This window comes from Pseudomonas bijieensis (assembly GCF_013347965.1).
GTDB classification, from domain to species: domain Bacteria; phylum Pseudomonadota; class Gammaproteobacteria; order Pseudomonadales; family Pseudomonadaceae; genus Aquipseudomonas; species Aquipseudomonas bijieensis.
On sequence record NZ_CP048810.1, the window covers coordinates 4,262,806 to 4,275,045 of the forward strand.

Below are 12,240 nucleotides of genomic sequence, written 5' to 3' on the forward strand. Positions count from 1 at the left end.
TCGGTGATCCCGGTGGTCAACGCACCTTTCATTCTTGTTGTACCCGTATCTCCCAGTCGGACAGAATCGCCCGCAAGGATTGTTGTGTTGTCGTTTCAGGCGTCCATCCGGTGGCCTGTCGCAGCTTGGCAGGGCTGCCACAGACGCGGCGCTGTTCTGCGCGGCGAAGACGCGCAGGGTCCTGGATCAGTTGCACGTCGACCTGGGCGATATCGCCCAGTTGTTCGATCATGCTGCGAATGCTCTGCTCGCGGCCCGAGCAGATGTTGTAGACCTGCCCTGGGGCACCTTTTTCCAGCAAGGCCAGATAGGCGGAGATCACGTCGTCGACATCGAGAAAGTCGCGCGTCACGTCGATATCACCCATCTGCAGTTGGGCCGATTGTAGGCCCAGCTTGATCCGGCTGATTTGCTGGGCGGCGCTGGCAATGACGAAGCTGTCCTTCTGGCCGGGACCGATATGATTGAACGGGCGGGCCACCAGCACTGTCCAGCCCTCGCTAATGCCCCATTGCAGGCTCAGCAGTTCGGCCGACAGCTTGCTTACGGCATACGGGTTGCGCGGGGCGGGCGGTTGCAGTTCGGTACTCGGCAGTCGGTCTTCGCTGACTTGGCCATAGACATCACCGGAGCTGACATATAGGAATGTCCCGGTGAAACCCCGGACCTTGAGGGCTTGGAGCAGGTTCAAGGTGCCCATCAGATTGATGTGCAGAGTGCGCGCCGGATCGCGGAAGGCTTCAGGAATAAATGTCTGGCCCGCCAGGTGGATCACGGCGTCGGGAACCTCAGGCCAGAGGCCTTCCAGGGTCTTGGCATCCGTCAGGTCGTAGCGGGCAGCGACAGGCATGACCTGCCACGCCGAATCATGACCGTTCAGTCGAGATTTGATGTGACGTCCCACGAAACCGCTGAGGCCCGTAACGAACAGACGTTTTTTCAAGCACCAGCTCCCTTGACGGTTGCTTCGTCTATTGCGAACTGAGTGGGAAATTTCCGTAAGATCGGGGAAAAATCACTTAACGTTCAGCCTAGAGAAGCATTTGTTGTAGTTGTTTGGTTGCCAATCTGTGCCAATTTTGTCGCAATTTCAACAGGGCAAACCGTGACCGGTCAGTTCTCATATTTATAGACGGTTTATTCTCGCCAAGCGGTTCACGAACCCTTGGCGGATGTGTTTAGAATGCCCCTCGTCACGCTGCCCCTGGCGCCGATCTTCGGATCGCCCCCCGGGGGCCTGACCACAAAAAAACAAGAACGAGACGGGTAGCAAGACGAACGACGAGCGGCGGCCTCCGGACCGGTTCGATGCGTGACTCGACCGTCATGAAGTGGGGCTGCCGGGATGGCGGCGCCATGATGGGATGCCATGAATTTCATTCTTTACTCGGACGTAAACGATCACTCCATCAGCCAGAGCCTCGGTCGCCCTGAGTACAGCTATTACTTCGTGCTAAAGGCCTATCGTCCCGTGCTGGAAAGCCTGGGGCCGGTGCATGTGGTGTCGTCGGTCGCCGAGGTCGATCCGCTTTATCAAACATTGCAGCAGGCTGGGCAGGACTGCTTGTTCCTGTCGTTTTCCCCTCCGCACAAGACGCCGCTCGACCTGCTTTGCCCGATGGTCTGCGTGGTGGCCTGGGAGTTCGATTCGATCCCGGCCGAGCACTGGGACGACGACCTGCGGCATGACTGGAGCCGCACGCTGGCTCGTCATGGCCGGGTAATTACCCTGTCCAGCCACACAGCCGAGGCGATCCGTCGGACCTTGGGCGAGGATTTCCCGGTACTGGTATTGCCCACGCCGCTGTGGGAGCGTTTCGCGGCGGTTCGTGAGCAACACCCGAGCTTGCCGATCAACCCGGGAACGACCTTGCAGATCAAGGGCTGCATCATCGACAGCCGGCCGCTCGGGCTGTCGGCTGACGGCTTGATCGCGCCAATCATCGAAGAGACGCCTGAGCCAGAACCGGAACCAGAACCGATCATCGAGCCGCCGCCCCTGACTTGGCGGCGGCGGGCATTCGTTTCCCGCCATTACCTGCGTGAAGTCATCCGTGCTTTTACCGGCAAGACCGAGCAGGGCCCCGTGTGGCTGTTCAAGCACAACCTGTTGTGCTGGTATCGCGAGGCGGTCCGCGACCTGATACCGGTGCCGGTACGCGTTGCGATCAGCAGGATCCTGAGAGGGCCGGCCCCGCCGCCGGTGTTCGTCGAGGAGCCCACTCCCGAGCCCGCGCCACCGGAACATCCCCAGGCCATCCTGCCGGACACCAGCCAGGTGGTGGAGACCGACGTCAGCGGGGTGGTGTACGTCAGCGTGTTCAACCCCGATGACGGTCGCAAGAACTGGCATCACTTGATCACCGCCTTTTGTTGGGCCCTGCGCGACGTCGAGGACGCCACGCTGGTGCTGAAAATGACCCAGAACGACCTGTCGACCTACTACGTCGAGCTGCTGACGCTGCTGTCCCAACTGTCGCCGTTCAGTTGCCGGGTGGTGGTGATGCACGGTTACCTGGAAGACGAACAATTCGCGCGGCTGTATGGCGCCGCGAGTTTCTACGTCAATGCGTCCCGCTGCGAAGGCCTGTGCCTGCCGTTGATGGAGTTCATGTCCTGCGCCCGCCCGGTCATCGCACCGGACCACACGGCGATGCGCGATTACATCGACGCCGAGGTGGCCTTCATCGTCAAGTCCAGCCGCGAGCCGACCATCTGGCCGGAAGACTCGCGCATCTTGTATCGCACCCTGCGCCATCGGCCTGACTGGGGTTCATTGAAGCTCGCCTACCAGCAGAGCTACGCCATGGCCAAGCGCCAACCGCAGGCCTATCAGGCCATGGCGGTTGCCGCGAACGAGCGGATGCGTCGCTATTGTGCGTTCACCCCGGTACAGCAGCGCCTGGCGGATTTCCTGGCTGCGCCGGGCTGTGACGAAAGGTTGCCGCTGGTGGTCCAGGCAGGTACCGCCTCATGCTGATCATCATTTATTCGGAAACCAACCAGAGCAACATCCTGGAAAACCTCGGCAAGCCCGAGTACAGCTATTACTTCGTGCTCAAGGAGTTTCGCCCGGTGCTGGAGCGGTTGGGGCGGGTCGTCGAAGTGACTCGGCCTGACGAAGAGGTCGATCAGCTGTACGCCGATTGCCTGGGGCGGGGCGAGGATTGCGTATTCCTGTCGTTTTCACCTCCTCATCGCACCGCCGCCCACTACGCCTGCCCGACGATTCCAGTGTTCGCCTGGGAGTTCAGCACCATTCCCACCGAAAGCTGGCAGGGCGAGCCCCGGCACGATTGGCGGGTGGTTTTGGGCGCAACCGGCATGGCGATTACCCATTCCAGTTTCACCGTCACGTCCGTTCGTGAGGTGATGGGCGTGGACTTCCCCATCGCCGCCATCGCGGCGCCGGTATGGGACCGCTTTGCCGCTCGCGGCGCGATGCTGGCCCAGCGGCCGACGGTGGATCACATGCGCCTGCAATTGCGTGGCCTGTTGATCGACAGCCGCACCACGGATCTGCGGCCTTATGGCCCGCCGGCGCACCAGGCCGGTACGCCGCTGGTGCTGGACGGTCCGGCCCAGGATTGCGAGTTGCTCCTGGACGGCGTGATCTATACCTCCGTGTTCAACCCTTACGACGGGCGCAAGAACTGGAAGGACATGATCAGCGCGTTTTGCACGACGTTCCGCGACGTTGCCGACGCAACCCTGGTGCTCAAGCTGACGCATCACGACGTCACAGCCGCGCTCGTCGACATGCTCCATCACGTCTACAAGAACCAGTCGTACCGCTGCCGCATCGTGCTGATACATGGCTACCTGGCGGATGCGGACTACGAGCGGCTGGTGGAAGCCACCCGGTATGTGGTCAACAGTTCCTATGGCGAAGGACAGTGCTTGCCGTTGATGGAGTTCATGTCTTGCGGCCGTCCGGCGATCGCGCCGCTGAACACGGCCATGGCCGACTACATCGACCATGATAACGCCTTCGTGGTGGATTCCACCGAGGAACTGACTGCCTGGCCCCACGACCCGCGTGCGGCGTACCGGACCCTGCGTTATGTCACCGATTGGGACTCGCTGTGTTCGGCCTACCGCGCCAGTTATGACGTGGCCAAAAACGACCCCGAGCGTTATCGCCGCATGTCGGCCCACGCCGTGCGCAGCCTGGAGAAGTTCTGCAGCCAGGCCAACGCCGAGCAGCGTTTGCGGGCGTTTTTCGAAGACCTGACTGAGCGGCGCCGGAACGCGCAGCAGCCATGATCCGGCGATGGCTGGCCGGGTTCAGACCCGCGGTGGAGCCTTCACCACCGCCGGCGGTGGCCGTTTCGCCCCGGGATGTTGGCCTCTACGACGCGATGCTGGATGGCTGGTTTCGCAGTGAAACCGGCGAATTGCTCAAGGGTTTTGCCATCACGGCCGCCGATACCTTGCTGGATGTCGGTTGCGGCGAAGGTGTGGCGACGCTGTTTGCGATGCGCCAGGGCGCGTCCGTGATCTTTACCGACAGCGAACAGGACAAGGTGCGTGACCTGGCCCGCCAGGTCGAGACCCAGGCCGTCGCGCCGTTCCTGGGCCTGGTCAGTAACAGCCTGCCGCTGCCCTTGGCCGATGGCTGCGCGAACAAGATCGTCTGCATGGAGGTGCTCGAGCATATCCATGAGCCAGAGCCGTTCATGGCCGAACTGGTGCGCATGGGCCGGCCAGGGGCGCAGTATTTGCTCAGCGTGCCGGCATCGGTGGGCGAACATTTGCAGCAAGGCATCGCACCGCCGGGCTACTTTCGAGCGCCCAACCATGTGCAGATTTTCAGCGCCGAACGATTCGCTGCGCTGGTGGAGGAGGCCGGGCTGGTGATCGAGCATCGCCAGGCCAGCGGGTTTTTCTGGGTCATGGGCATGATTTTCTTCTGGGCCAGCGAACAGGCGGCAGGCCGGGACCTCGAGGGTGCCGTGCGCGACCGTATCCAGGCACCGTATCCCGCGTTGATGGAGCGCTGGGCGAGCCTCTGGCAGGGTTTGTTGGCGCAACCCGACGGCCTGGCGATCAAGCAGGTGCTGGACCGGTTCATGCCCAAGAGCCAGGTCATCATCGCGCGTAAACCCGATCCTTTCTCCGGGAGTACTTCATGAGCAGCAAGCGGATCATGGACATCGAGTTGCTGCGCGCCGTCGCGGTGATCGGCGTGTTGTTCCATCACCTGCAAGGCATGCCGTTTCCTGGTGGATGGCCGCGTCTGGCAGCCCTGGCCGAGAGTTTCCAGCTGTGGTGGGGCGTGGATCTGTTCTTCGCGATATCCGGGTTCGTCATCGGTCGCAGCCTGATCCCGCAATTGCGTCGCTGCGACAGCCCTCGGCAATTCTGGGCCGTCACCCGGGAGTTCTGGATTCGCCGGGCGTTTCGCCTGTTGCCATCGGCCTGGCTCTGGTTGCTGCTGGTGCTGTTGGCGGTGTTCTTCCTGAATCGCTCCGGCGCGTTTGGCAGCGTGCAGGCCAACCTGCAGGCGACCCTGGCCGGTTTCCTGCAATTCGCCAACCTGCGTTTTGCCGATGCGTTCATGCGGTATGAATACGGCGCGAGCTTCGTGTACTGGACGCTGTCGTTGGAAGAGCAGTTCTATTTGATCCTGCCGCTGCTGGTGTTCGTCTCGCGCCGCTATCTGGTGTGGGTGCTGCTGGCTGTGGTGCTGGTGCAGTTTTTCACCTGGCGGGCGCTGTGGTTGTCGGTGATTCGTACCGATGCCTTGGCGTTGGGGGTGTTGTTGTCGATCTGGAGCCTGCGGTCCAGCTATTGGCGCTTCGAGCCCACATGGTTGCGCCGCCCGCCCTTGGGGGTGTTGTTGGTACTGGCCCTGGGCAGCGTGATGGCCTGGATCGCGACCGAGCACTTCAATTTGTCGTTCTACCGGCTCGGGGTCATTGCTGTGCTCAGCGCCGTGCTGGTCTGGGTGGCCTCTTACGATCGGGATTACCTGTTGCCCCGCAGCCGATTGAAAACCGCGCTGACCTGGGTGGGCAGTCGTTCCTATGGGATCTACCTGATCCACATCCCGGTATTTTTTCTGCTGCGCGAGTTGTGGTTTCGTTTCGCGCCCTTGGGTTCGCCGGACCCGGCAAGCCACCCCTGGCTGGCCCTGGCTTGCGCCCTGTCGCTGATCGGGCTGTTGAGCGAACTCAACTACCGCTGGGTCGAAATGCCCATGCGCAATCGTGGCGCCCAACTGGTTGAACGCCTGTCCGCCGCCCGAACTGTCCTTCCTGTCTCTGGAGCTCCGTCATGCTGAGCCTTTTGAAGAAACTCACCACGGGCACGCCCGCGCCCGCCGCGCCGGTGGCCGACAAGGTCGATCCGTACATGCTCGGGCTGCACGATGCGATGCTCAGCGGCTGGTTCAACCAGCAAACCGGCGAACTGTTCACCGGCTTCCCGGTGACGCCTGAAGACACGCTGCTGGACGTGGGCTGCGGCGATGGCGGCAACGTGCATTTTTGTGGGATGCGCGGGGCGAAGATCATCATCGCCGACATCGACGCGGCCAAGGTCGAAGCCACTCGCCAGCGCTTGAGCGACACACCTGCACGCGAAGTCGAGTGTCATGTGACCGACTGCAACCCGCTGCCGATTGCCGACGCCACGGCCACCCGGGTGGTGTCCACCGAAGTCATCGAGCATGTCGACGACCCGGCGCAGTTCCTCGCTGAACTGGTACGGGTCGGCCAGCCCGGCGCGCTGTACCTGCTGAGCGTGCCGCACCCCAGTTCCGAAGACCTGCAAAAAGACATCGCCGCGCCGGAGTATTTCCGCAAGCCCAACCACATTCGCATCATCAGCGAAGAGCAGTTCAAGGCGATGGTCAGCGACGCTGGACTGGAGGTGTTGAGCCACAGCCAATACGGTTTCTACTGGTCGATGTGGATGCTGTTGTTCTGGGAGGCCAAGGTGGATTTCAGCAACGCCGACCACCCGTTGCTCAATCATTGGGCCGATACCTGGCAAGCCGTGCTGAACTCGCCCCGTGGCGCGCAGATCAAGCAGGCGTTGGACGCGGTGGTGGCCAAGAGTCAGGTGATTATTGCGCGTAAGCCTGGTGGCCTTTCATAACACTCATTGTGGCAAGGGCGCTTACTGTGGCGAGGGGAGCTTGCTCCCGCTGGGTTGCGAAGCGACCCCTTTTGGTGGGTGCTGCGCACCCAAGCGGGAGCAAGCTCCCTCGCCACAGAGTTTCTCTTCGACGCGGGTGGCGGTAATCTGCCGGGCTTTATGGGTGGTAAGGCTTCATGACGTTTCTTTTCCGGCTCTCCCTGGCCCTCGCCATGTTGCTTTTGGGGGGCTGCGAAAAGCCTCCAACCCCGGCCCTCGATCAACAGGTCTATATCTGGCAACGCCAATGGACGCCTGCCCATGAGTTGGCGCTGCGCCAAAGCCAGGGCGATTTTTCCACGCTGCGGGTGCTGGCGTTGCAGGCTTTTTCCCGGAGCGGGCTGGAGCCGTGCGCGGATCGATCCGGCGCTGCTCAAGGCTGACGGCCGTCCGCTGATCGCCGTGATTCGCCTGGACGGCCAGCTCAAGGCCTTGGATCAGGACGAGGTGATCGCGCAAATCCAGCAAGTGCAGAGTGATTGGCAAGCCCAGGGCTTGGCGCCGATAGGGATAGAGATCGACCACGATGCCGGCAATGCACGGTTGCCGGCCTATGGAAAGTTTCTCGGCCAACTGCGGCAAGTCCTGCCCGCCAATCTGCGGCTAAGCATCACGGCGCTGCCGGCCTGGCTCGACAGTCCAGCATTGCCGGGGCTGTTGGAAGCGGTGGACAGCAGTGTGTTGCAGGTCCACGCGGTGAGCGACCCACGGCAAGGACTGTTCGATCCGAAACAGGCCCGGCACTGGGCGCAACGCTGGGGCAAGGTCACCCAGAGGCCGTTTTATCTGGCCCTGCCGGCCTACGGCGTGGCGCTGCTGACCCAGGAGAGTGGCGTGCCGGTGGTGGAAAGCGAAGTGCCGATCGATCGCGGTGGCGAGCGGCGGGAGCTGCTGGCCGATCCGCAGCAAGTGGCCGGGCTTGCGGCGAATTTGCGGGCTGATACGCCGCCACATCTCGCCGGGCTGATCTGGTTTCGCCTGCCCTTGGCCGGCGACCGACGGGCGTGGAGCCTGACCACACTCGGCGCCGTCGCCCGGGGCGATCATCTGGACAGTCGCCTGGCGTTGCAGTGGGGAGAGCAGGGCGGTTTGTACGATATTCGTCTGGTCAACCAGGGCAATCTCGACAGCCCCTGGCCCCAGCGTCTGACGCTCGCCGTGGGCGCGTGTGACGGCGTCGATGCCTTGGCCGGTTATACGTTGCAACAAACCCCCGGACTGCTTACCTTCACCCGCATTCAGGAAGGCCGCTTGGCTGCCGGCAGCCAACGAGCCATCGGCTGGGCGCGCTGTACGAAAATCGACCAAGGAGGTTTCAATGTTTACCCGTAAGTGGCCTCGTCACCTGCTGTGCCTGAGCCTTTGCCTGCCGCTGGGCCCGGTGCTGGCCTGCGGGCCGGATTTCCCGATGCGCCTGCTGGATAACCGCGCCCAATCGCTGGCCGAATTGCCCGAAGGCAGCTTTCGCTTCGAGGTCAGTCGACTCGGCCAGGCGATTGCCGGGCTCAAGCCAGCCACCGAGGCGACGCGCAACCCGGATTACAGCTATGACGATCAGTCTTCCTACGTTGAACAACGCACCAAGGCCGAGCAGATTGGCCTGACCCCGCCGCAGCAAGCGGTGGTGGAGCGCCTGCGGGCCCTGACCGATGTCGACCAGGTGGCGGCCGAAGCGGCCAACCTGCCCGATGAGCTGCGTCTGTATGCCATTGGCGCGGCGGCTTTTAACATCGGTGAGCATCAACGCGCCGTGGAAGCGTTCCAGCAGTTGCTGGCATTACCGGCCGACCAACGTCGGTTGCGCAGCACCTGGGCCGCGTACTCCCTGGGCCGGGCATTGTTCGCCGTGAGCACCGAGGCTGGCAGCGGTGACCCTGTGGTCTTGCAGGACCAGGCGCGAGCTGCGTTTCGCCAGGCCCGGGAAATGAGTATTGCCGGCTTCAGCGATCCGCTGGAGCTGGGCATCGCCAGCCTTGGCGAAGAAGCCCGGGTGGCCTACACCGCTGACGACTGGGACAGTGCCATCGGCCTGTATGCGACCCAGAACCTGCAAGGATCTGCGGTCGGCTACAGCTCGTTGCTGCAATTGGCCGGTGATTTGAGCGTCCAGCCCGATGAGCGCTTGAGCGAATTGCTCAAGACTAAGGCAGTGCAGCGGCTGGTCACCGCCTACTTGCTCAGCCGCGTCGGCTGGTGGGACGGAGAAGAACCCTCGGGCGAGAAAAGGCTCTTCGAACTGTTGCAGGCCAACGCCCGGGACAACCTGGACGACGCCGACCGTTTGGCGGCGGTGAGTTACCAGCACGGCGATTACGCCAGCGCCCAGGCTTTTGTGCAAAAAGCCGCCGACACTGGCCTGGCCTGGTGGGTGCGGGCCAAGCTGGCATTGCGCGCCGGCGACAAGGTGGCCGCGGCGGCGGCTTATGCCAAGGCGGCCCAGGCCTTTCCGAACGATGAATCCTGGGGGCCGCGGCGCACAGCGGATTGGAATTTCGAGTCGGTGCAGCCCAAGTGCCGGGTCGAAGGGGAAAGCGCGATCCTGGCCTTGCAGCGGGGTGATTACCTGCAAGCCTTCGATCAGCTCTATCGCGGCCAGAGCAACTATTGGTACGACGCGGCCGCAGTGGCCGAGCGTGTGCTCACGGTGGATGAGCTCAAGCAGTACGTCGACGCCCAAGTCCCGGCGCCACCGGCGTTGAGCCAGGAGGATCGGGACAACTACGTGCCGCTGCCGGTGGCCGCGAGCCTGCGCAATCTGCTGGGCCGTCGCTTGCTGAGGGAAGGGCGCTTCGATGAGGCGCCGGCTTATTTCGATAACGCGGACCTGCAGAACAAGGCCCGTGCCTATGGGCAATTGCGCCAGGATGCCGAGTCCAAATGGTGGCCAACCCGGCGGGCCGAGGCGTATTTCCATGCGTCCCGGATGGCTCGCGAGTGGGGCATGGAACTGCTTGGCTATGAGATGGCGCCGGATTACGCCAGCCTGGGAGGCAACTACAGCCTGGAACCGGTCGAGCTGAGCGTCGGACCGCTGGTGGCCGAAGGCGAAGTGCAACGCCAGCAAGCCAGCGCGGCGCAGCCGGATGTGCGTTATCACTATCGCTTTGTCGCCACGGCGCTGGCCAGCCAGGCTGCGGATCATTTGCCGTATACCAGCCAGGCGTTTGCGGCGGTGCTGTGCAAAGCGGTGGGGTACAACTCCAGCCTTGAAGAGCAAAGCGCGTTGTATCAACGCTATGTGAAGGAAGGTCCGTATGTGGATTGGGCCGGGGATTTCGGTCATCAATGCCAGGAGCCGGACTTCGGCAAAGCGAACAAACGCTACGTGACCCAGGCCCTGGACCCGATTCGTTCGGCGCTGCGACCTTACAAGGTTTGGCTGGAAGTGGGCGGGGCCGTGCTGGTGGTGGCAGTGGCGTTGGGATTGATCAGTCGGCGCCGGCGCAAGGCGCGGATGTCGGCCAGCTAAGCTAACGGCCAGCCGAACACAGCCTGTGGCGAGGGGAGCTTGCTCCCGCTGGGTGGCGCAGCCGCCCCAAATGGGCTGACGCGATTTTCAGGCAAATCGCATCAGCCGGTTCTACGACGGCTTCGCCGCCGAGCGGGAGCAAGCTCCCTCGCCACAGGTGTTCATTCCCGCTTTGCGTCGTCCCTACATCTGCGTCGCCATCCCCCCTCCACATTCATCGCCGCCTGGCGCAATGCCTCCGAGCGGGTCGGGTGTGGGTGGCAGGTCAGGGCGATGTCCTCGGCCGAGGCACTGAACTCCATGGCCACGCAGTATTCACCGATCATCTCACTGACGCTCGGACCCACCAGGTGCACGCCCAGGACTTCATCGGTACGTTCATCGGCCAGGACTTTGGCGAACCCTTCGGTCTCGTGGTTGATCTTGGCCCGGCTGTTGGCCGTGAATGGAAACTTGCCGACCTTGTAGGCGCGGCCTTCGGCCTTGAGCTGTTCCTCGGTCTTGCCGACGCTGGCCAGTTCCGGACGGGTGTAGATGACGCTGGGAATCAGCGCGTAGTTGACCTCGGCGGCCTTGCCGGCGATCTGTTCGATGCAGGCCATGGCTTCGTCCTCGGCCTTGTGGGCCAGCATCGGTCCGGACGTCACATCGCCGATCACCCAGACGCCCGGTGCTTCGGTGCGGTGATGCTGGTTGGTGAGCATGCCGCGCTGGTCAGGGCTCAGCCCGACATTCTCCAGCCCCAGCCCTTGCGTGTAAGGCCGTCGACCGATGGCGACCAGCACGTAATCGGCGTCCAGGGTCTGTGATTCGCCGCCCGCCGCCGGTTCAATGTGCAATTGCACGCCGTCGGCCGAAGCAGCGGCGCCCGTGACCTTGGAACTCAGCTTGAACTGGATGCCTTGTTTACCCAAGGCGCGCTGCAGGGTCTTGCCGGCCTCGCCATCCACCCCCGGGCAGATGCGGTCGAGATATTCCACCACGGTGACCTGGGCACCCAGGCGTCGCCAGACCGAGCCCAGTTCGAGGCCGATGACGCCGGCGCCGATCACCACCAGATGCCGGGGCACCTCACTCAGGGACAAGGCGCCGGTGGAGTCGAGGATGCGCTGGTTATCGATTGTCACGCCTGGCAGGGGCATGGGCTCCGAGCCGGTGGCGATGACGATGTCCTTGGCGCTGAGTTCGGTCTTGGTGCCGTCGTCGCCGGTGACGGTCACTTTGCCCGGCCCATCGATGTGGCCCCAACCTTTGATCCAGTCGACCTTGTTCTTGCGAAACAGAAATTCGATGCCCTTGGTCAGGCCCGCCACGCTTTCGTCCTTCTGCTTCATCATTTGCGCAAGGTTGAGGGTGGGGCTGACTTCAATGCCCAGGTTGGCGAACTCCGCTCCTGTGGCGGCCTCGTACAGTTCCGAGGCGTGCAGCAATGCCTTGGAGGGCATGCAGCCGACGTTCAGGCAGGTGCCGCCGAGGGTGGCTCGGCCTTCGACACAGGCGGCTTTCAACCCTAGCTGCCCGGCCCGAATTGCCGCGTTATACCCTCCGGGTCCGCCACCCAGAATGACCACATCGTAATTGCCCATCGCTGTTCTCCCGCTTGGCCTGATAAAAAATTATGCTCGTAA

General features: G+C 62.9%; 8 protein-coding genes and 1 pseudogene. 7 read left to right on the top strand and 2 right to left on the bottom strand.

Annotation, left to right across the window (positions count from 1 at the left end; translation table 11 throughout):
- Nucleotides 1-28: 28 nt before the first annotated feature.
- Entirely contained in the window at nt 29-943 is a 915-nt protein-coding gene (locus GN234_RS18605; protein ID WP_176688885.1) for a GDP-mannose 4,6-dehydratase, read from the bottom strand.
- Nucleotides 944-1,369: 426 nt separating this feature from the next.
- Between GN234_RS18605 and GN234_RS18610 the strand changes: the two genes are divergently transcribed.
- The 7 genes and pseudogenes from GN234_RS18610 (at nt 1,370) to GN234_RS18640 (ending at nt 10,612) form a co-directional block, all read left to right on the top strand.
- Nucleotides 1,370-2,980 (top strand): glycosyltransferase, encoded by a 1,611-nt coding sequence (locus GN234_RS18610; protein ID WP_176688886.1) that lies wholly within the window; start codon nt 1,370-1,372, stop codon nt 2,978-2,980.
- Nucleotides 2,974-4,266 carry a glycosyltransferase gene (locus GN234_RS18615; protein ID WP_116833789.1) on the top strand — a complete coding sequence of 431 codons (1,293 nt, stop codon included), beginning with the start codon at nt 2,974-2,976 and terminating at the stop codon, nt 4,264-4,266. The genes GN234_RS18610 and GN234_RS18615 overlap by 7 nt, the downstream gene beginning before the upstream one ends.
- On the top strand, nt 4,263-5,135 hold the full coding sequence (locus GN234_RS18620) for a class I SAM-dependent methyltransferase (RefSeq protein ID WP_116833788.1): 873 nt from the start codon (nt 4,263-4,265) through the stop codon (nt 5,133-5,135). Before GN234_RS18615 ends, GN234_RS18620 begins: the two co-directional genes overlap by 4 nt.
- Nucleotides 5,132-6,286 carry an acyltransferase family protein gene (locus tag GN234_RS18625; RefSeq protein ID WP_116833787.1) on the top strand — a complete coding sequence of 385 codons (1,155 nt, stop codon included), beginning with the start codon at nt 5,132-5,134 and terminating at the stop codon, nt 6,284-6,286. The genes GN234_RS18620 and GN234_RS18625 overlap by 4 nt, the downstream gene beginning before the upstream one ends.
- On the top strand, nt 6,280-7,104 hold the full coding sequence (locus GN234_RS18630; protein WP_176688887.1) for a class I SAM-dependent methyltransferase: 825 nt from the start codon (nt 6,280-6,282) through the stop codon (nt 7,102-7,104). Before GN234_RS18625 ends, GN234_RS18630 begins: the two co-directional genes overlap by 7 nt.
- A gap of 176 nt (nt 7,105-7,280) precedes the next feature.
- Nucleotides 7,281-8,475 (top strand): annotated as a pseudogene (locus tag GN234_RS18635) (DUF3142 domain-containing protein).
- On the top strand, nt 8,462-10,612 hold the full coding sequence (locus GN234_RS18640; protein WP_176688888.1) for a hypothetical protein: 2,151 nt from the start codon (nt 8,462-8,464) through the stop codon (nt 10,610-10,612). The pseudogene GN234_RS18635 and the gene GN234_RS18640 overlap by 14 nt, the downstream one beginning before the upstream one ends.
- 161 nt (nt 10,613-10,773) lie before the next feature.
- Here the strand turns inward: GN234_RS18640 and lpdA are convergent, their stop codons facing one another.
- Nucleotides 10,774-12,198 (bottom strand): dihydrolipoyl dehydrogenase, encoded by a 1,425-nt coding sequence (gene lpdA, locus GN234_RS18645; protein ID WP_176688889.1) that lies wholly within the window; start codon nt 12,196-12,198, stop codon nt 10,774-10,776.
- Nucleotides 12,199-12,240: the final 42 nt, after the last annotated feature.